Raw genomic sequence first — 18,924 nt, forward strand, 5'->3', positions numbered from 1 at the left:
GACCGCCTGCGACAAAACTGCGCTCCAGTCCGGCAGCGGGTTCCTCCCCTGTCTTCCGGCCTGAATTTCCGCCGGTCCGCCGTCAGGCGTCCCGGACCGGACATCGTCGGGCATTTCGGTTGAGGTGCCGCTCACGCCGATGCCCTGTCTCCCAATTGTCGCAGGCATGGCCGCAACACGGCCTGCCTTTTCTTTGCTAGCCGGGCTTGCGAAACAGCCGCGCGGCGTCGAACATGCTTTCGAGCGCATCGATGCGCGCCCGTGTCCCCTCCCATTCGGCGCTCTGCACCGCCTCGATCAGCGCCTCGACGACGAAGAGCGTGGCGACGGAACTGTCCCAGGCCGAGGGCGCCTCGATCTGCAGCCGGAACGTCGTCGTCGCCGATTTCGCCGCCGGCGAACCCCACTGGTCGGTGAAGAGGATGATCTCGACGCCGCGCGCCCTGGCGATGCGCGCCAGCGTCTCCATGTCGCGCTCGTAGCGGCGGATGTCGAAGATGATCAGGACGTCGCCGGCCTTCATGTTGAGCACGTAATGCGGCCAGGCGCCGGGCTGCGGCGCGATCTGGGTGACGCCGGGGCGGATGACCTGGAGATGGGTGAAGAAATACTCCGCGATCGCCCCGGTGATGCGCCCGCCGACGAGATGGACATGGCGGCGGCCGTCCGAAATCAGCGCGGCGGCATTGTCGAAGTCGCCGGTCTCGAGCTGCGACAGCGTCTGGCGCAGATTGTTCATCACCGCGTCGGCGAAGCGGTTGAGGATGTGGCCTTTCGGAGCGTTGGCGCGCCAGCGGTCGTGCTTGGCGATCGGATTGGAGATCGTCGCCTCCAGTTCCTGGTGCAGCCGCGACTGGAAATCGGGAAAGCCGCGAAAGCCGAGCTTCTGCACCATGCGGGCCACGGTCGGTGTCGACACGCCGGCGCTTTCTGCGACCGCGGTGATCGAGCCGAGGCCGGAAACGGGGTAGTTTTCGAGGAGCGATTCGGCCAGTTGCCGCTCGGCGCGCGTCAGCATCGGGAAGCGGGCGTTGATCACGTCCGACACCGTCATGCCCGATTCGTCTGCGGCCGATGGCGCAATGCTCGTCACAGGTCCCCCGATCCGGTCTTCGCCGGAAATTGAAACGGATTAAACAACTCTGTCACAATTCAAGTCAATGCGTTTTTTGAAGAGATTTTTTCAGGCACGGATTGACTTTTGGCGCATTCGTGAAGAATTCTCTTCAAAAATCGGGGAAACGGCTGCGTGGCGGCCAAGGGGCGGCAAGGTGACAGGTCTGTTGACGGCGTCGGACGGCGAGCCGGTGGCTGTGGAAAACGCGGCCGCGAAGGGCCCGTTCGTCTTTGTCTGCGAGCATGCGTCGAAACGGTTGCCGGAACGGCTCGGCACGCTCGGCCTGCCGGACGAGGCGCTCGGCGCCCATATCGCCTGGGATCCGGGTGCGCTTGCCGTGGCGCAGCGCCTGTCGCGCGCGCTCGACGGCGTGCTGATCCATCAGCGCTTCTCGCGGCTTGCCTATGACTGCAACCGGCCGCCGACGGCCGAGGGCGCCATGCCGGCGAAAAGCGAGGTCTACGACATTCCCGGCAACCGTGACCTGACGCCGAAGGATCGGGCCGAGCGGGTCGCCGAGATCTATGAACCGTTTCGCCATGCGCTCTCGGCGCTGATCCGGGCGCGGTTGGATGCAGGCCGCCCGACGATCCTGGTGACGATGCACAGTTTCACGCCGGTCTATTTCGGCCGTCCGCGCGCCGTCGAGCTCGGCATCCTCCACGATGCCGATTCGCGCCTCGCCGATGCCATGCTGCTGGCGGCGGAACGCTCGGCGACGGCGCTTGCGGTGCGTCGCAACGAACCCTACGGGCCTGAGGACGGCGTGACGCACACGCTGATCGAGCACGGACTGGCGAACGGCATCGCCAATGTGATGCTCGAGGTCCGCAACGATCTTCTGGAAACCGAGGATGGCCAGGACGCGATCGCCGATGTCCTGAGAGGCCTGCTCGACGAGAGCCTTGCGAGCCTCTGACGCGTCGGCCCGGAGCGGCAGGCAGACCATTCACCGGACTGTCCGCGTCCCATGCGGCCGGTCCATTCAAGACAGAACGAGACGGACAAGGATCGGACGGCGCCATGACCGTGACCTACAGCTTCGAAGACCTGAAGAAAGATGTCGCCGGGGGGCGGATCGACACCGTGCTCGCCTGCCTCGTGGACATGCAGGGCCGGCTGATGGGCAAGCGCTTTCATGCGCAGTTCTTCGTCGACGGCGCCTATGAGGAAACCCACAGCTGCAACTATCTCCTGGCGACCGACCTCGAGATGGAGACGGTGTCGGGCTATACGTCGACGAGCTGGGAGACGGGCTACGGCGACTATACGATGAAGCCGGACCTGTCGACGCTGCGCCGCATTCCCTGGCTCGAAGGCACGGCGCTGGTGCTCTGCGACGTGCTCGACCACAAGACCCATGCGGACGTGCCGCATTCCCCGCGCGCCATCCTCAAGAAGCAGGTGAAGCGCCTCGAGGCCATGGGCATGAAGGCCTTCATGGCGAGCGAGCTCGAATTCTTCCTCTTCGACCAGACCTATGACGCGGCGCGGCTTTCCGGCTATCGCGACCTCAAGCTCGCCAGCGGCTACAACGAGGACTACCACATCTTCCAGACGTCCAAGGAAGAGGATGTGATGCGGGCGATCCGCAACGGGCTGCAGGGCGCCGGCATCCCGGTGGAAAACTCCAAGGGCGAGGCGTCGGCGGGGCAGGAGGAGATCAACGTCCGCTATGCCGAGGCGCTGACCATGGCCGACCGGCATGCGATCATCAAGAACGGCTGCAAGGAAATCGCCTGGAGCAAGGGCAAGGCGATCACCTTCCTCGCCAAGTGGCATTATTCCGCCGCCGGGTCGTCGTCCCATATCCACCAGTCGCTGTGGAGCCTCGACGGCAAGCCGCTCTTCGTAGATCACGACGACCCGAACGGCATGTCGGCGCTGATGAAGTCCTACATGGCCGGGCTTCTCACCCATGCGAGCGAGATCACCTATTTCCTCGCGCCCTATATCAATTCCTACAAGCGCTTCATGGCCGGCACCTTCGCGCCGACCAAGGCGATCTGGAGCCCCGACAACCGCACCGCCGGCTACCGGCTCTGCGGCGCCCATACGAAGGGGATCCGCGTCGAATGCCGCGTCGGCGGCTCGGACCTCAACCCCTATCTCGCCATGGCGGCGCTGCTCGCCGCCGGCATCGCCGGGATTGAGGGCAAGCTGGAGCTGGAACCGGCCTTCGTCGGCGACGCCTATGGCGGCAAGGGCGTGCGCGAGATCCCGAAGACGCTGCGCGATGCCGCCGCGCACCTGACCGGCTCGACGATGCTGCGCGAGGCCTTCGGCGACGACGTCGTCGACCACTACACCCGCGCCGCCCTCTGGGAGCAGGAGGAGTACGACCGCCGCATTACCGACTGGGAAGTGGCGCGCGGCTTCGAGAGGGCGTAGAAGCGCAAGTCCATTCCGGCGTTGTCGACGCCCGACATCATGCGGTGGCCGCCCGGCCGCCGCCTCTTCTTTTGAAACGATCAGGAAGACGGTCATGACGATGATCCAGTGCATTTCCCCCATCGACGGTTCGGTCTATGCCGAACGCGAGGCCCTGACGCTCGAGGCGGCGGAAGCCGTCGCCGCCCGCGCCCGCGCGGCGCAGAAGGCCTGGGCGAAGCGGCCGCTCGAGGACCGCGTCAGGCTGGTGCTTGTCGGCGTCGCGCGGCTGAACGAGATGGTCGATGAGGTCGTGCCGGAAATCGCCTGGCAGATGGGCCGGCCGGTCCGCTACGGCGGCGAGTTCCGCGGCTTCAACGAGCGCTCGAACTTCGTCGCCGCCGTCGCCGCCGATGCGCTGGCGCCGATGGTGATCGAGGAGAGCGCCTCCTTCGAGCGCCGCATCCTGCGCGAGCCGCATGGCGTCGTCTTCGTCATCGCGCCGTGGAACTATCCCTATATGACAGCGATCAACACGGTCGCCCCGGCGCTGATGGCCGGAAATACCGTGGTGCTGAAGCACGCGGCGCAGACCCTGCTCGTCGGCGAGCGGATGGTGCGCGCCTTCAACGAGGCCGGCGTGCCGGAGGACGTGTTCCAGAACGTCTTCCTCGACCATGCGACGACCTCGGCCCTGCTCGGTTCGCGCCGCTTCGACTTCATCAATTTCACCGGCTCCGTCGAGGGCGGCCGCGCCATCGAGCGGGCGGCGGCCGGCACCTTCGCCGGCATCGGGCTGGAGCTCGGCGGCAAGGATCCGGGCTATGTGATGGAGGACGCCAATCTCGACGCCGCCGTCGATACGCTGATGGACGGCGCCACCTACAATTCCGGCCAGTGCTGCTGCGGCATCGAGCGCATCTACGTGCACGAGTCGCTCTATGACGATTTCGTGGAAAAGTCGGTCGCCTGGGTGTCGAACTACACGCTCGGCAATCCGCTCGACCAGGGGACGACGCTCGGGCCGATGGCCAACAAGCGTTTCGCGGCGACCGTCCGCAAGCAGATCGCCGATGCCGTCGCCAAGGGGGCGAAGGCGCTGGTCGATCCGAAACTGTTCCCGGCCGACGATGGCGGCGCCTATCTCGCGCCGCAGGTTCTGGTCGACGTCGATCATTCGATGGAGTTCATGACCGAGGAGACGTTCGGCCCGGCCGTCGGCATCATGAAGGTGTCGGGCGATGCCGAGGCGATCGCCCTGATGAACGATTCGAAATACGGCCTGACCGCCTCGCTCTGGACGAGCGACCCGGCGCGTGCCGCCGCGATCGGCGCGGAGATCGAGACGGGCACCGTGTTCATGAACCGCGCCGACTATCTCGACCCGGCGCTGTGCTGGACCGGCGTCAAGGAAACCGGCCGCGGCGGCTCGCTCTCCGTCCTCGGTTTCCAGAACCTCACCCGGCCGAAATCCTACCACCTGAAGAAGGCGTGACACGCATGTCGATCACCGCAAACTGGAGCTACCCGACCGCCATCAAGTTCGGCGCCGGCCGCATCAAGGAACTCGCCGATCATTGCAAGGCCGTCGGCATCACGCGGCCGCTGCTGATCACCGATCGCGGCCTCGCCTCGATGGCGATCACGCAGAACGCGCTCGACATTCTGGAGGCCGCCGGCCTTGGCCGGGCGATCTTCGCCGATGTCGATCCGAACCCGAACGACATCAACCTCGAGGCCGGCGTCAAGGCGTTCCGCGACGGCGGCCATGACGGCGTCGTCGCCTTCGGCGGCGGTTCCGGCCTCGACCTCGGCAAGTGCGTCGCCTTCATGGCAGGCCAGACGCGGCCAGTCTGGGATTTCGAGGACATCGGCGACTGGTGGACGCGCGCGAGCCTCGACGGCATCGCGCCGATCATCGCCGTGCCGACGACGGCCGGCACGGGTTCCGAGGTCGGCCGCGCCTCGGTCATCACCAATTCGGCGACGCACACGAAGAAGGTGATCTTCCATCCCAAGTTCCTGCCGGCGGTCACCATCTGCGATCCGGAACTGACGGTCGGCATGCCGAAGGTGATCACCGCCGGCACAGGCATGGACGCCTTTGCCCATTGCCTCGAAGCCTATTCCTCGCCCTTCTACCATCCGATGAGCCAGGGCATCGCGCTCGAAGGCCTGCGCCTCGTGAAGGAGTATCTTCCCCGCGCCTATGCCGACGGCACGGACATCGAGGCACGGGCCCACATGATGAGTGCTGCGGCGATGGGCGCGGTCTCGTTCCAGAAGGGGCTCGGCGCCATCCATTCGCTCTCCCATCCGGTCGGTGCGATCTACAACACCCATCACGGCATGACCAATGCCGTCGTGATGCCGCCGGTGCTCGCCTTCAACCGTCCGGCGATCGAGGAGAAGATCGGCCTTGCCGCCGCCTATCTCGGCATTTCCGGCGGTTTCGACGGCTTCTACGAGTATGTGCTGCAATTGCGCGAGACGCTCGGCGTGCCGGACAAGCTCTCGGGCCTCGGCGTCACCACCGATCGCATCGACGAAATGGCGGCGATGGCGATCGTCGATCCGACCGCCGGCGGCAACCCCGTCGAACTGACGCTCGACGCGGCCAAGGCGCTCTACGCCGAAACGATCTGATGGCGCGCGGCGGAGTGGCACGCCGCCGCTCCGCCGGTGCTGAGGGCGTGTTTCCCCGCCTTATGGGATCTCGTCGGCGGCTCCATGGGCTGCGATCGACATGCTCCGCCGGCCCGTCCCGGCGGGCCCCATCCATCGGCGATGTCCTGCCTTGCGTGGGAGCCACCGGGTGATCGCCACGGGCGTCGCCGCAGCCGCACAGGTGGCGGATTTCCTCTTTCTTAATCATGTTCTGAAACAATCGGGAAAGCATATCGGCGGTCCTTCGCCGGTCTGATCCAGCCTGTCTTCGTCGCACGCCCGTGCGCGTGCGTCCTTGCCCGTCTTTCGTCCACCCTGAGAGGAACCATGGCCGTCATCACGTTCGCCAGCAGCCGCAAAGCCACGGGCAAGACCACCTGTGCCATCCTTCTGGCGACCGCGCTGGCCGCCCGCGGCCGCTTCGTCACGCTGGTGGACGGCGATCCGCAGCAGAGCCTGACGGTCTGGCACCGCCAGGCGGGCGCAAAGGCAAGCGGCCTGGCGCTGGCGACGCTTCCGGGTGCCGCCGGCCTCTCAAGCCTCGCGCGGGAAGGGCGACGGGCGCGCCACGACGTCGTCATCGACCTGTCGACGGACCGGAATGCCTTTCTCGCCTGTGCGCTCGGCGTTGCCGACCATGTCGTCGTGCCGATGCCGGCGGAGCATCTGGAGGGCGGGGGAGAACCGGTGCTGGCGCTGCTCGCCGCGATGCAGTCGCGGTCGGCGGTCCGGCTCACGCATTCCGTGCTCCTGTCGCGGCTGAACCCGCTGGTGCCGGCATCGCTGCTTGCGGCACTGAGGCGGGCGCTTGCCGAACGCGGCGTGCCCGTGCTCGAGACGCCGGTCGTCGAGCGGGCCGCCTTCGCCGCGATGCTTCAGCGCGGCCGGATGCTCGAAACGGAGCTGGAAGGCACGGTGCGTCCCGGCCAGGCGATCGCCAATGCCGCGTGTGTTGCGACCGACCTCCTCAAGCTCCTTCCGGGCGAAATCCCGGCCGGCACGCGGACGGCGGCCTGAAACGCTCAGAACCGCCTGTCGACGAGATGGGCGGCGTGGGCGCCGGCGTGGTAGAAGGCCGATTTGAGGCTTCGCATCCGATCCGGCACGATCGGGCTCTCGGCGATCGGCAGCGCGTTCTCCTCGCCCAGAACATGCCGCGCCAGCGCGCGCCCGAACACCGTGCCCGGCGCGATGCCGCGGCCGTTGTAGCCGCTCACCGAAAGAACGTTCTCGTCGAGCCGGTGCAGTCTCGGCAGGGCGTCGGTCGTCATGCCGATGCGCCCGTCCCACCAGTATTCGAAGGGCAGGTCGGCGATCTGCGGGAAAAGCGCGCGCAGCGAACGGCGCGCGAAGGCGCGGTGGGTCGAGGCCGCCAGCCGGTCGAGCCGGCCGATGCTGCCGAAGACGAGGCGGTTCTGCCGGTCCATCCGGAACGACGTCATCACCGTGCCGGTGTCCCAGCAGCCCTGCCGCTCGGGAAGGATGCTGCGGGCGAGATTGTCGCTGAGCGGCCGCGTGGCGAACTGGAAATAGGGAAGGATCGTCAGTTCGCTCACCGGCGCCGTCCAGGGCGTGCCGGCAAGCATCGCGCCATAGGCATTGGTGGCGACGATCACATGGGTTGCCGAGACGGTGCCGCCCGGAAAGGTCAGGTGCCAGAGGCCGCCGTCGCGGCGCGCGCCGGTCAGCGGCGTCTGCGTGTGGATCGCGGCGCCCGCCGCAAGCGCGGCCCGGGCGAGGCCGCGCGCATAGGCGAGCGGCTGGATCGTGCCGGCGCGGCGGTCGAGCAGGGCACCGGCAAAGCCGGGCGCGCCGGTCAGCCGTTCCGCGTCGGCGGCCGACAGAACCGCGACGGGCGCGCCCCGTGCCGTCCATTGCGCGGCACGCGCGGTGATGTCGTTTACCCCGGCCGCGCCGACGGCAAGGTGCAGCGTGCCGTTGCGCACCGCCTCGCAGTCGATCCCGTGCCGTTCGATGAGGTCGAAGACGAGCGACGGCCCGTCGCCCAGCGCCTTCAGCAGTGTCTCGCCGGCGACTGCCCCGAGCGTTGCGACCAGATCGTCCGGATGGGTCCACATGCCGGCATTGACGAGGCCGACATTGCGGCCAGAACCGCCATGGCCGATCATCACGGCTTCTGCGACGAGGACGCGGACGCCCTGCTCCGCCAGGTGCAGGGCGGCGGAAAGGCCGGTGAAGCCGCCGCCGATGACGGCGACATCGACGCTGACGTCGTGGTCGAGGGCCGGCGTGACGGGCGCCTCCGGCGCGGTGGCATGCCAGAGATTGGGAAGATGAGGCTCGGCGGCCATGGAGCTTCGCGTCCTTCGGATCCGGGGAGGGTGTTGCCTCTCTAGACCATGGCGCGGCGCGCGATTCATGACAATATCGTATGACCCCATTCCTGCGCCCGCTGTTGCCGGGAACGCCGCGCCGAAAGGAGAACCTTCCGGAGCCGGGAGGGGCGGAAGGGACATGCCGCATCATCGCGGGTGTGGCGGACGGGAACTGCCGAAACGTCTTCTCAAAAACCTATGGTACAAATTCGCGCAGAGGCTTGACGGAGCGACCCGCCCTCCATGCCCGATGCCCTGCGCACGGCATGTGGTCGCAGTCTGACGGAGAACGATGCCATGTCACTCCCCTTTTCAGGGGAGGCGCGCTGTCGGCTCCATCCTTTACCCGAGCACGATGCCGAGCGAGATCGAGAGCGCCGCCAGTTCCGCCCGGCTGCGGGCGGACAGCTTGATCCGCGCCTTCTCGACATGGTCGTGCACGGTCGAGGCGCCGATCTCGAGGGCGGCAGCGATCTGCTTGTCGGTCAGGCCCTGCGCCACCCGCTTCAGGCAGTCGAGCTCGCGCGCGGTCAGGCCGGCGGGCGGCACGGGAAATCCGTGCTCCGGCACCAGCCGCCGCATGCGGCCGTGGAAGCAGAGCGATGTCGCAACGAGGGCGGCACGGCTCGCCGCGCTGATGCGGGGCGCGCTGGAGACGAGGCTCACCAGCCCGTAGCGCTCCGCCCCCCGATGCTGGTGGATGCAGAGCCCGTCCAGCCAGCCCGCTTCGGCGACGAGCTGCAGGCCGCGCGTGCCGGCCGAGGACAGGCCGCGGTCCTTTCTGAGATCCGCCCAGGTGAACGGCAGGGAGAAGCGGTTGAGCGCCATCAGCACCGGATCGTGGTCGCGGATGCCCGAGGTGAAGTAGAAGGTCCGCCAGCGTTCCGGCCAGTCGATCGCGTGGAAGATGTTGCGACCGGGAAAGGCGAGATCGACCTCGCCGGTCGCGAATGTATCGATATCGTGGGTGAGAAGGAAGGCCTTGAAGACCGCCTGGCAGTCGCTGGCGGTCGTCGCCTCCATGATTGCCGCGATGACCGTCGTCACGTCCATGTTCATGCCCGACCCCTGGCCGCCGCGGGAGGCGGCCCTTCCATTGCTAGCCGAGCATGGGCCGGGAGGAAACGGCCGCGCCGCGCCATTTTCGGTGCGGTGCGGCAAAAGCCGCGGGACGGAGGCGGCTCAGTCGACGAACTCGACCGTGACGCCGGGTGTGACCATCTTCGCCAGTTCGGTCGCGTCCCAGTTGGTCAGGCGGATGCAGCCATGGCTCTGGGTCTTGCCGATCTTCGAGGGCTCCGGCGTGCCGTGGATGCCGTAGGTCGGTTTCGAAAGGGCGATCCAGACCGTCCCCACCGGCCCGTTCGGCCCCGGAGGAATGGTCAGGACCTTGTCGTTGTTGCCCTGCTTGAAGTTGATCTTCGGATTGTAGGTGTAGCCGGGATCGAGCGCGATCCGGTCGACGGTGACGATGCCGGAGGGCGAGGGCGTGTCGGCCGACCCGATGCTTGCCGGATAGGCGGCGATCAGGCCGCCGGCGGCATCATAGGCGAAGACCTGCTTGCGCCCCTTGTCGGCGACGATGCGCGCCACGCTGCCCGAGCGGTTCCCCCCGGGGACCACGACCTTGATGATCGTGCCGGGCACGGTGAAATCGACGCCGGGATTGAACTCCTTCAGGAAGGCCTCGTCCATGTGGAAGCGCTCGGCGAGCATCTCCGTCGTCGAGGTGAAGGACAGGTGCGTCAGCTGTGCCTTGTGTGCGTAATCGTCGGGGATCTCGGCGACATAGGGGCCGGCCGCGTCCGCCGCGGTGATCGTGTAATTGGTGATCGGCAGGCCGCCGTTCAGCCGCAGGCGCTCGAGGATCGCCTCCGTGTCGTTCGGGTCGAGGGTCTCCCCGGTCGCTTTCTGGAAGGCCTCGATCGCCTTCGTCACGTTCCCGCCGGCCTTGCCGTCGATCACGCCCGGCGAGAAGCCCTCGCGATCGAGAAAGACCTGCAACGCGACGATCTCGTTGCGGGATTTCGCGGTGATCGGATTTGCTTTCGGCAGGCTGTCGGCGCGCGGCGTCTCGATCGCGGGTGTATCGTTCGGATCGATCGCCGCCATGTCGTTCGGGTCGTAGCCGCCCTCCGGCAATTGTCCGCGTTCGACGCCCTGCGGCACGACATCGCGGAATTCGGGCAGCGATCCCGTGACCTCACCGCCGAAACCGTCGTCGTAAAGCGGGCGTTCCTCGTAGGCCGGGCCGCGATAGACGTCGTTCGGCCGCGAGCGCCGCCGTTCGCTCCGGTATCCGTCCGCCGGCACGGCGGTGGCGACGACGTTGCCCCAGCCATCTACCAGCACCGTGCGGCCGCGGCGGTCGGTCACCGCCTGCAGTTCGCCGTCCTCGGGAATGAAATCGAGCACGCGGCCGTCGGGGGTGACCAGGACCACGTCGCGTGGATATCCGCCCTCCTGCGCCTCGCCCGGGGCAACGGAAAACAGGACCGCGCCGGCGGCGGCCAGGAAGGGAAGAACGGCTTTGAGGACGGGCGCCACGGCATACCTTTTCGTCGTGAAACTCTGAAGCGGCCTATCGGCCAAATGGGACGGCATTGTGAAAAATCGCAAGGCAGGGTGAACAAATCCCTAACCGCCGCCGGCCGGCGGCGCGCGGCTTGCCGACAAGCGGCACTTCTCCGACAGATCGCTGCCATCGGCATATTTCCAATCGATTGATCGCATGCGAAAATTCGCTCCGTGTCGACGCTTCGGCCGCGCTGACCGGCAAGGCTTTGGGGAGAAGGGGATCATGGCGTTCACGATGAGCTGCGGAGACGTTCGGGCCGATCTCGACGCGACGTCCGCGTTCGACATCGGCCGCCTCGCCGTCGAGTGTGTGGCGCTGAACCCCGGTCCTGCGATCCCGCCGAACGGTGACGCGCGCATCGACCATGCGCTGGCCGGGTTCCTCTTCACCTGCGGGCCAGACCACATCCGCCATCCCGAGCCGTTCGACGGCGTGCCCGATGGCGGACGGTATCCGCTGCACGGGTCGATGGCGGGGACGCCCGCCTCCGGCATCCGCGCCGACCGATCCGGCGACACCTTCGCGGCCGAGGTCGAGGTCCCCCTTGCCGATGGTGGCAGGGCCCGTGTCTCCCGGCGCTACGACCGCCATTCCGGTGCGGAGGCGATCGGCCTCTCCGACTGCCTCCGCAACACCGGTGCGACCCCCTTCGCGCCGATGGTCATGTACCACCTCAATCTCGGCGGGCGGCTTTTCGACGCGGACACCGCCTTTCGCGGCGCCATGATGCCGGAGGGCCAGCTTCCATGGCGATTCGGCGAGGGCGAGCGCGGATTGGCGCTGTTCGACGCGCGGCCGGCGGCCATTGCCGGTTGGGCGGCGCTGTCGCTCGGGCCCTTCGCGATACTCGGCGGGCGCTGGCTGCACCTTCGCTTCGACACGGCGACGCTGCCCTTCCTGCAGATGTGGCGCCTGCAGCGCGGCGATGCGGATGTCGTCAGCATCGAACCCGCGTCCCATCGGATCGCGTCGCGCAGCGAACTCGCCGCGCAAGGGGAGCTCGTCGCCCTCGCGCCGGGCGAAACGGTCCGCTACGGGCTCGCTTTCGCCTTCGGAGCCGAGACGCTGCAGGACGGTCCATGGCGGTGATCGCGGCGCCGCGTCCCTTGCGCTTTGGCATTGACGCCCGGGCAGGGCGGGCCTAAACCTTTGCGCGATACGGCTTCTTCGTGAAAGGAACGGCAATGGACATCCGCCCCGTCGACGACGATTACTCGGTCTCCGGCCAGATTTCCGTTGCCGATCTCGACGAGGTCAAAGCGCAGGGTTTCAAGTCGATCGTCTGTCATCGCCCGGACGGGGAAAGCCCGGACCAGCCGGCCTTTGCCGACATTGCCGCCCGGGCCGGCGAACTCGGCATCGAGATCGCGCATATTCCCGTCGGCCCGATGGGCGTCACCGCCGCCGCCGTCAGCGAGATGATCGACGCGCTGGACACGCTGCCGCGCCCGATGCTCGGCTATTGCCGTTCCGGCGCGCGCTCCACCAACATCTATCAGCAGACTGCGCATCTGCGCGGCTGACCGTCAGCCGGCTCTTCTTTCCGCCCGGCTCCGGCTGTTGTCGATGACGCCGTCGCACCAGCGGCGAAAGTCGCTGGTCGCCTGTTCACGGCCGATCTCGTTCAGCGTCTCATGGCGCATGCCCGGATAGAGGGTGCAGGTCACGTCGCGCAGCCCCGTGTCGCGCATCCGCAGCGCCAGCCAGTTCAGCGCCCTGCCGTTGTCGGTGGAAGGATCGCCGGTGCCGCCGACGAGATGCACCGGCAGGGTCGGCGGCAGTCGGGCAAGCCGGTCGCGTCGTCCGCCCTGAAGGCCGAGATGGACGACGTCGAGCCAGAGGGAAATGCTGGCATCGAAGCCGCAGAGGGGATCGGCGCGATAGGCGTCGACTTCGGCGGTGTCGCGCGACAGCCAGTCCGAAGGGGTTCGCGCGCCCTTGATGGCGCGGCCCCAGGCATGGAAGGTGAGGGCCGGAAGAAGCGTGCTCGGCACATCCGACCCCTTGAGCATCCGCTCGATGCCAAGAAGCGCGCGCGCGGCATGGCCGCCAAGCCCGAGGTCGAGGTTGGAATTCCACACCGCGAGGCCGTCATAGGCGGCGGGCTCTTCCTCGGCCGCATAAAGGGCGATCAGCCCGCCCATCGAATGGCCGAACAGGATCACCGGACAGGCAGGATGCCTGCCGGCTGCCCACTCTCTCACGCTGCCGAGATCCTTCACCAGCCTTGCGGGGCCGTCCGACGCCGAAAAGCGGCCACGCGGCGCATCCGCCGCGGTCGTCGCGCCGTGGCCACGGTGATCGAAGGCGTAGACGGCAAGACCGGCGCCGGCCATCGCCTCGGCGAAGCGCGCATAGCGTCCGGAATGCTCGGCGAGCCCGTGGCAGAGGATCAGGATGGCGCGGACTTCGCCTCGCGCGGTTCGCGTGCGAACGGCGAGCCTTGCGCCGGTCGCACCGTCGAGATGATCGAGCTGCCAGTCCATTCGGTTCTCCTCAGGTCGACCATGACCGCCTCCGGCTGCAAAGACAAGGCGCGAAAACAGGCGAAAGAAATGCGTGACTGCATTTTATGGTTGATTTGTTCGGCATTCTGTCTTTTTATATTCTTGTTTCGTTCCAAATGAAGGAACTGGTCATGGCATGGAAAGCAGCAGTGCTTCTCATCTTCGCATGCCTTGCCTTCGCCCGTCCATCCGGAGCGCGTGACCCCGTCGCGCCGGTCATGCCTCCCTTGCTTGCGACGCGCACGGTCTTTTCCGTCAGCTGGTTGCCCGGCTTCTGCGAGACCCGGGCGAAACGACCGGAATGTCGCGAGCAGACGGCAGAAAGGTTCGACGCGCGCCATTTTACCCTGCATGGTCTCTGGCCGGTGAAGAAACGTTTCTGCGGCGTCTCCGCCGATCTGCGCCGCACGGATCGCCGCGGACGCTGGCTCGAGCTTCCGGCGGTGGACCTCTCGAAGGCAACGGCGGAACGTCTCGCAACCGTCATGCCGGGGATCCGTTCCGGGCTCGACCGCCACCAGTGGCTGGCAAGCGGCACCTGCCAGCCCCTGTCGCCGGAGGCCTATTTCGCCCGGCAGATCGCTTTCCTCGACCGGCTGAACGCCTCTCCCGTGAGGGCGCTGTTCGAAAGCCGTCTGGGAATGTCGGTCCGGCAGGAGGAGGTGGCGGCGGCTTTCGCCGAGGCGTTCGGGGACGGGGCCGGCACGCGCATCCGCCTGCGCTGCGCCCGAGACGGCAGCCGCACGGTCATCACGGGCATGACGATCGGGCTCGGCGGCGAGGGCGGTCTTGAGGGAGACATGGCCGAATTGATCCTCGCATCCGCGCAGACCAGGGGCACCTGCCTGGAGGGTGTCGTCGACGCTGCCGGTCTGCAGTGAGGCGCGGGGCGCGCGCCCGGCTTTCCTCGTTGCCCCGGCGGGATAATTCGCCTACATAGCGGGCACATTTCCCCTCCCGGAGCAGCTCTTCCATGGCACGCCAGTTCATCTATCACATGTCGGGCTTGAACAAGTCCTACGGCAATAAGAAGATCCTCGAGAACGTCCATCTGTCGTTCTATCCGGACGCCAAGATCGGCATTCTCGGCCCGAACGGCGCCGGCAAGTCGACCATCCTGAAGATCATGGCCGGGCTCGACAAGGAATATACCGGCGAGGCCTGGCTCGCCGACGGCGCGACGCTCGGCTATCTGGAGCAGGAGCCGAAGCTCGATCCGAACAAGACCGTGTTCGAGAACGTGATGGAAGGGGTTGCAAAGAAGACCGCGATCCTCGAGCGCTACAACGAACTGATGATGAACTATTCCGACGAGACGGCGGACGAGGGCGCCCGGCTTCAGGACGTCATCGACAGCCAGAACCTCTGGGATCTCGAAAGCCAGGTCGAAATGGCCATGGAGGCGCTGCGCTGCCCGCCCGGCGATTCCGACGTGACCAGCCTTTCCGGTGGCGAGCGCCGCCGCGTCGCGCTCTGCCGTCTTCTCCTGTCGCAGCCCGACCTGCTGCTGCTCGACGAGCCGACCAACCATCTCGACGCCGAGACGATCGCCTGGCTCGAAAAGCACCTGCGCGATTATCCGGGCTCCGTCCTGATGATCACCCACGACCGCTACTTCCTCGACAACGTCACCGGCTGGATCCTCGAGCTCGACCGCGGCCGCGGCATTCCCTACGAGGGCAACTACACCGCCTATCTGCAGGCAAAGGCCAAGCGCATGCAGCAGGAAGGCCGGGAGGAAGCCTCCCGCCAGAAGGCGCTGTCGCGCGAACGCGAATGGATGTCGTCGAGCCCCCGCGCCCGCCAGGCGAAGTCCAAGGCGCGCATCAAGGCCTATGACGAACTGGTCGCCGCGGCCGAGCAGCAGCGGCCGGGCGAGGCGCAGATCGTCATCCCGGTGAGCGAACGGCTCGGCCAGGTCGTCATCGAGATGGAGGGCGTGAGCAAGGGCTACGGTGATCGTCTGCTCATCGACGGTCTTTCGCTGAAACTGCCGCCGGGCGGCATTATCGGCGTCATCGGCCCGAACGGCGCCGGCAAGACGACGCTCTTCCGCATGATCACCGGCCAGGAAAAGCCCGACTCCGGCTCGATCCGGGTCGGCGAGACGGTGCAGCTGAGCTATGTCGACCAGAGCCGCGACGCGCTCAATCCCGACAAGACGGTCTGGGAGGAGATTTCCGGCGGGGCCGAGGTGGTCAAGCTCGGCAAATTCGAAATGAATTCGCGGGCCTATTGCGGCGCGTTCAATTTCAAGGGAACCGACCAGCAGCAGAAGGTCGGCAGCCTCTCCGGCGGCCAGCGCAACCGGGTGCATCTGGCGAAGATGCTGAAATCCGGCGGCAATGTCCTGCTGCTCGACGAGCCGACCAACGATCTCGACACCGAGACGCTCGGCGCGCTCGAGGATGCACTGGAGAAGTTTGCCGGCTGCGCCATCGTCATCAGCCACGATCGCATGTTCCTCGACCGCCTGGCGACCCATATCCTGGCCTTCGAGGGCGACAGCCATGTCGAGTGGTTCGAGGGCAACTTCGAGGACTACGAGGCCGACAAGATCCACCGCCTCGGCATCGATGCCGTCAAGCCGCATCGCGTGACCTACAAGCGCCTGACGCGCTGACGCGCTCCACGATCTTTCCGATCCGCTCACGCTCCCTGCCTTTGTTCCCACCCATGTCTCGCAAAACATGCGACCGCTTTGCGAGGCATGCTTCGGGCATCGGGACGGCGGCGGCAGGCGTGCGGTAGGCGTTCTGATTTTCAGTACTCAGCGCACCGGACGATGAACCGGTGGGGTGTTGTCGTGCCGTCGGTGTCTGCGGCCAGGTTCGCGTTTTTCAACGCTCATTCCGCGTCGCCGCCATCATGCGCGATCCTCGAGGCGACAGGGCCGGGCGATCGGAGCGCTTGCATCCTCGAGGCCGTCTGCTGCGTCAGATACCGCTTGTGTCATGGCATCCGCGTCGGCAGCGGCAATTTCGTTTGCACCCTGCTACAGGATTTGCCCGGAACCGACCCGGCTCTCCAAACAGGCCGCGCAATCAGGACGCGCGGCGGCAAGCTGCGAAAGTGAGTCGGCTTTCGGCGCCATCGCCTTGGTACGATATCGCTTTTAAGCCGCTCTTCATGCAGCGATTCCGCGTCCTGAGACATTGCATGAGCGGCCGTCGCAGCGCTTTTTCCAAGCTGGCGGGTGAGACAGTCCCTGATCCTCGCAGAGGGACGGCAAATCGAGGCTTGCGCCCCCATTCCATTTCACATAAACATATCTTTATGTGTTGATGAGGTGCAGGATGGCCGTGGAGCCGAACCTTGGTCTGGACGAGGTCGTGGACGTGCTGAAGGCGGCCGGCGAGCCGACGCGGCTGCGCCTTCTGGCGCTGCTTTCCTCCGGTGACCTGACGGTGACGGACATGACGGAGATCCTCGGGCAGTCGCAGCCGCGGATCTCGCGCCATCTGAAACTGCTGGGTGAGGTCGATCTCGTCCGCCGTTACCAGGAAGGCGCCTGGGCCTATTTCCGCCTGAAGGACGACGGCGCCGGTGTCGCGCTGGTGCGTCATGCGCTTGCGGCGGCGAGTGTGGCCGATCCGGTGCTGGCCCGCGACCGCGAGCGGCTGCAGTCGCTAAAAGTCGCCCGGGCCGAGCGGGCGCAGGCCTATTTCAGCCGCAATGCCGCCGACTGGGATGTGATGCGGCGCCACCATGTCAGCGACGAGGCGGTCGAGGCGGCGCTGCTCGAACTCCTCGGCGACGAACCCGTCGACGGCCTGCTCGATCTCGGCACGGGCACCGGCCGGATCCTCCAGCTGCTCGAGGGGCTTTACCGCCGGGGCGTCGGCGTCGATGCCAGCCGCGACATGCTCGCGGTCGCCCGCGCCAATCTGGATCGTGCCGGCATCACCAAGGCGTCGATCCGCCACGGCGACATCTTCAACCTGCCGCTCGACGGACAGACTTTCGATCTCGTTGTGATCCACCAGGTTCTGCATTTCCTCGAGGAGCCGGACGTGGCGATCGGCGAGGCGTCGCGGATGCTCGCCCCCGGTGGCCGGTTGGCGATCATCGACCTCGCGCCGCACGGCCTCGACCATCTGCGCGACGAGCACCAGCATATCCGTCTCGGCTTCGGCGAGCAGACGATGACGGACTGGCTGGCGCGCGCCAGCCTTTCCGTCGAGAATTTCATTCATCTGAGACCGGAGCCGGACGATGGAACGCGGCTGACGGTCACGGTCTGGCTGGCACGGGACGGGCGGGAGACGGACGCGGCCCGCCCCGAAGCGACGATCGCCGAAGGGGGAGACGCATCATGGCGCTGACGACACTTTATCCCGCCGAGCGCGGCGGCCTTCGGGTCTCTTTCGAATATTTCCCGCCGAAATCCGACGAGATGGAAGCGCAGCTCTTCGAAACCGTTCGCGTGCTCGCCGCCTACAGGCCGGCATTCCAGACCGTGACCTACGGCGCCGGCGGCTCGACCAAGGCGCGCTCGCTGACCACGGTGAAACGGATGCTGCAGGCGCCGGGCGCCGTGCCGACGGCGGCGCATCTGACCTGCGTCGGTGCGACGCGGGAGGAGGTCGACCATGTGATCGACGAATTCGTCGCTCTCGGCGTGCGCCATTTCATCGCGCTGCGCGGCGATCCGCCGGGCGGAATCGGCACGGCCTATACGCCCTTTCCCGGCGGCTACGAGAATGCCGCCGCGCTCGTTTCCGCGATCACCAAGCGCGGTACCTTCGAGGTTTCGGTCTCCGCCTACCCGGAAAAGCATCCGGAAAGCCGCGACACCGCCGCCGATATCGATATGCTGAAGCGCAAGGTCGACAACGGCGCGACGCGCGCCCTGACCCAGTTCTTCTTCGACAACAACGACTTCGAGCGCTATCTCGACCGGGTGCGCGCGGCGGGCATCACGATCCCGGTCGTTCCGGGTGTCCTGCCGATCAACCACTTGACCCAGGTGCGCAATTTCGCCGGAAAATGCGGCGCCCGCGTGCCGGAGGCGATCATCGCGCGGCTCGGCCATCTCGAAGGCGTGCCGCACGAGCATGCGCGCGAGGCGACCCACATCGCCGCCGAGCAGATCGTCGATCTCGCCCGCCGCGGCATCCGCGACATCCACGTCTATTCGATGAACCGCTCGCCGCTCGTCTCCGCCGTTCTCGATCTGGTCGGTTTCGATAAGGTGGACCCGGATCTTACGCGCAACGACGTCGCCGCCTGAAACGCACATGAAAAACGCACGGGTCCCGAAGGAGCCGTGCGTTCGACAGGGGTTCCTCGGGCTCCGGCGCGCCGCCTGAATCTGCCAGGAAGCACGGCGAAAACATCGGGACTTCC

The 18,924-nt window shown here is 66.7% G+C and carries 16 protein-coding genes; 11 read left to right on the plus strand and 5 right to left on the minus strand.

Annotated features, from left to right (window positions below; translation table 11 throughout):
• Nucleotides 1–196: 196 nt before the first annotated feature.
• Nucleotides 197–1,054, minus strand: a complete 858-nt coding sequence (locus ACEVQ6_RS06440; protein WP_374888096.1) for a MurR/RpiR family transcriptional regulator — start codon at nucleotides 1,052–1,054, stop codon at nucleotides 197–199.
• A 217-nt stretch (nucleotides 1,055–1,271) separates the two neighbouring features.
• Between ACEVQ6_RS06440 and ACEVQ6_RS06445 the strand changes: the two genes are divergently transcribed.
• The 5 genes from ACEVQ6_RS06445 (at nucleotide 1,272) to ACEVQ6_RS06465 (ending at nucleotide 7,171) form a co-directional block, all read left to right on the plus strand.
• Nucleotides 1,272–2,036, plus strand: a complete 765-nt coding sequence (locus tag ACEVQ6_RS06445; protein WP_374888097.1) for an N-formylglutamate amidohydrolase — start codon at nucleotides 1,272–1,274, stop codon at nucleotides 2,034–2,036.
• Nucleotides 2,037–2,140: 104 nt separating this feature from the next.
• Nucleotides 2,141–3,508 (plus strand): glutamine synthetase family protein, encoded by a 1,368-nt coding sequence (locus ACEVQ6_RS06450; RefSeq protein WP_374888098.1) that lies wholly within the window; start codon nucleotides 2,141–2,143, stop codon nucleotides 3,506–3,508.
• A 94-nt stretch (nucleotides 3,509–3,602) separates the two neighbouring features.
• Entirely contained in the window at nucleotides 3,603–4,982 is a 1,380-nt protein-coding gene (locus tag ACEVQ6_RS06455; RefSeq protein WP_374888099.1) for an aldehyde dehydrogenase family protein, read from the plus strand.
• 5 nt (nucleotides 4,983–4,987) lie between these two features.
• On the plus strand, nucleotides 4,988–6,133 hold the full coding sequence (locus ACEVQ6_RS06460; protein ID WP_374888100.1) for an iron-containing alcohol dehydrogenase: 1,146 nt from the start codon (nucleotides 4,988–4,990) through the stop codon (nucleotides 6,131–6,133).
• 348 nt (nucleotides 6,134–6,481) lie between these two features.
• Complete coding sequence (locus ACEVQ6_RS06465) at nucleotides 6,482–7,171, plus strand: AAA family ATPase (RefSeq protein WP_374888101.1); 690 nt, start codon at nucleotides 6,482–6,484, stop codon at nucleotides 7,169–7,171.
• Between the two features lie 5 nt (nucleotides 7,172–7,176).
• Here ACEVQ6_RS06465 and ACEVQ6_RS06470 read toward each other — a convergent pair whose 3' ends face one another.
• From ACEVQ6_RS06470 to ACEVQ6_RS06480, 3 genes are all read right to left on the minus strand, one after another.
• Entirely contained in the window at nucleotides 7,177–8,466 is a 1,290-nt protein-coding gene (locus ACEVQ6_RS06470) for an NAD(P)/FAD-dependent oxidoreductase (RefSeq protein WP_374888102.1), read from the minus strand.
• 366 nt (nucleotides 8,467–8,832) lie between these two features.
• Nucleotides 8,833–9,549: a helix-turn-helix transcriptional regulator gene (locus ACEVQ6_RS06475; RefSeq protein ID WP_374888103.1), complete on the minus strand. Its 717-nt coding sequence runs from the start codon at nucleotides 9,547–9,549 to the stop codon at nucleotides 8,833–8,835.
• Between the two features lie 123 nt (nucleotides 9,550–9,672).
• On the minus strand, nucleotides 9,673–11,094 hold the full coding sequence (locus ACEVQ6_RS06480; protein ID WP_374888104.1) for a L,D-transpeptidase family protein: 1,422 nt from the start codon (nucleotides 11,092–11,094) through the stop codon (nucleotides 9,673–9,675).
• Between the two features lie 196 nt (nucleotides 11,095–11,290).
• On the opposite strand from ACEVQ6_RS06480, the gene ACEVQ6_RS06485 reads away from it, so the two are divergent.
• Together ACEVQ6_RS06485 and ACEVQ6_RS06490 are read left to right on the plus strand one after the other, a co-directional pair.
• The gene (locus ACEVQ6_RS06485; protein WP_374888105.1) at nucleotides 11,291–12,157 is read left to right on the plus strand and encodes a DUF4432 family protein; all 867 of its coding nucleotides are present in this window, start codon (nucleotides 11,291–11,293) and stop codon (nucleotides 12,155–12,157) included.
• A 95-nt stretch (nucleotides 12,158–12,252) separates the two neighbouring features.
• Nucleotides 12,253–12,591: a TIGR01244 family sulfur transferase gene (locus ACEVQ6_RS06490; RefSeq protein ID WP_374888106.1), complete on the plus strand. Its 339-nt coding sequence runs from the start codon at nucleotides 12,253–12,255 to the stop codon at nucleotides 12,589–12,591.
• A gap of 3 nt (nucleotides 12,592–12,594) precedes the next feature.
• Here the strand turns inward: ACEVQ6_RS06490 and ACEVQ6_RS06495 are convergent, their stop codons facing one another.
• Nucleotides 12,595–13,554 carry an alpha/beta fold hydrolase gene (locus ACEVQ6_RS06495; RefSeq protein WP_374888107.1) on the minus strand — a complete coding sequence of 320 codons (960 nt, stop codon included), beginning with the start codon at nucleotides 13,552–13,554 and terminating at the stop codon, nucleotides 12,595–12,597.
• Between the two features lie 152 nt (nucleotides 13,555–13,706).
• Between ACEVQ6_RS06495 and ACEVQ6_RS06500 the strand changes: the two genes are divergently transcribed.
• From ACEVQ6_RS06500 to metF, 4 genes are all read left to right on the plus strand, one after another.
• Nucleotides 13,707–14,456, plus strand: coding sequence for a ribonuclease T2 family protein (locus ACEVQ6_RS06500; protein ID WP_374888108.1), 750 nt, complete (start codon nucleotides 13,707–13,709; stop codon nucleotides 14,454–14,456).
• A gap of 92 nt (nucleotides 14,457–14,548) precedes the next feature.
• Nucleotides 14,549–16,198 carry an energy-dependent translational throttle protein EttA gene (gene ettA, locus ACEVQ6_RS06505; protein ID WP_374888109.1) on the plus strand — a complete coding sequence of 550 codons (1,650 nt, stop codon included), beginning with the start codon at nucleotides 14,549–14,551 and terminating at the stop codon, nucleotides 16,196–16,198.
• Nucleotides 16,199–16,871: 673 nt separating this feature from the next.
• The gene (locus ACEVQ6_RS06510) at nucleotides 16,872–17,900 is read left to right on the plus strand and encodes an ArsR/SmtB family transcription factor (protein ID WP_374888110.1); all 1,029 of its coding nucleotides are present in this window, start codon (nucleotides 16,872–16,874) and stop codon (nucleotides 17,898–17,900) included.
• Nucleotides 17,891–18,808: a methylenetetrahydrofolate reductase [NAD(P)H] gene (metF, locus tag ACEVQ6_RS06515; protein ID WP_374888111.1), complete on the plus strand. Its 918-nt coding sequence runs from the start codon at nucleotides 17,891–17,893 to the stop codon at nucleotides 18,806–18,808. Before ACEVQ6_RS06510 ends, metF begins: the two co-directional genes overlap by 10 nt.
• Nucleotides 18,809–18,924 lie beyond the last annotated feature (116 nt).

Origin of the sequence: Ensifer soli (assembly GCF_041928815.1) — a bacterium.
Classification (GTDB): Bacteria; Pseudomonadota; Alphaproteobacteria; order Rhizobiales; family Rhizobiaceae; genus JBHFEI01.

Excerpts from the sequence above, each read along its gene's own strand:
- ACEVQ6_RS06455 (WP_374888099.1), top strand. The coding sequence starts at position 3,603 with ATGACGATGATCCAGTGCATTTCCCCCATCGACGGTTCGGTCTATGCC.
- ettA (WP_374888109.1), top strand. The coding sequence starts at position 14,549 with ATGGCACGCCAGTTCATCTATCACATGTCGGGCTTGAACAAGTCCTAC.
- ACEVQ6_RS06475 (WP_374888103.1), bottom strand. The coding sequence starts at position 9,549 with ATGAACATGGACGTGACGACGGTCATCGCGGCAATCATGGAGGCGACG.
- ACEVQ6_RS06500 (WP_374888108.1), top strand. The coding sequence starts at position 13,707 with ATGGCATGGAAAGCAGCAGTGCTTCTCATCTTCGCATGCCTTGCCTTC.
- metF (WP_374888111.1), top strand. The coding sequence starts at position 17,891 with ATGGCGCTGACGACACTTTATCCCGCCGAGCGCGGCGGCCTTCGGGTC.
- ACEVQ6_RS06440 (WP_374888096.1), bottom strand. The coding sequence starts at position 1,054 with ATGACGGTGTCGGACGTGATCAACGCCCGCTTCCCGATGCTGACGCGC.
- ACEVQ6_RS06480 (WP_374888104.1), bottom strand. The coding sequence starts at position 11,094 with ATGCCGTCCCATTTGGCCGATAGGCCGCTTCAGAGTTTCACGACGAAA.
- ACEVQ6_RS06470 (WP_374888102.1), bottom strand. The coding sequence starts at position 8,466 with ATGGCCGCCGAGCCTCATCTTCCCAATCTCTGGCATGCCACCGCGCCG.
- ACEVQ6_RS06465 (WP_374888101.1), top strand. The coding sequence starts at position 6,482 with ATGGCCGTCATCACGTTCGCCAGCAGCCGCAAAGCCACGGGCAAGACC.
- ACEVQ6_RS06460 (WP_374888100.1), top strand. The coding sequence starts at position 4,988 with ATGTCGATCACCGCAAACTGGAGCTACCCGACCGCCATCAAGTTCGGC.
- ACEVQ6_RS06450 (WP_374888098.1), top strand. The coding sequence starts at position 2,141 with ATGACCGTGACCTACAGCTTCGAAGACCTGAAGAAAGATGTCGCCGGG.
- ACEVQ6_RS06495 (WP_374888107.1), bottom strand. The coding sequence starts at position 13,554 with ATGGACTGGCAGCTCGATCATCTCGACGGTGCGACCGGCGCAAGGCTC.
- ACEVQ6_RS06510 (WP_374888110.1), top strand. The coding sequence starts at position 16,872 with ATGGCCGTGGAGCCGAACCTTGGTCTGGACGAGGTCGTGGACGTGCTG.
- ACEVQ6_RS06485 (WP_374888105.1), top strand. The coding sequence starts at position 11,291 with ATGGCGTTCACGATGAGCTGCGGAGACGTTCGGGCCGATCTCGACGCG.
- ACEVQ6_RS06490 (WP_374888106.1), top strand. The coding sequence starts at position 12,253 with ATGGACATCCGCCCCGTCGACGACGATTACTCGGTCTCCGGCCAGATT.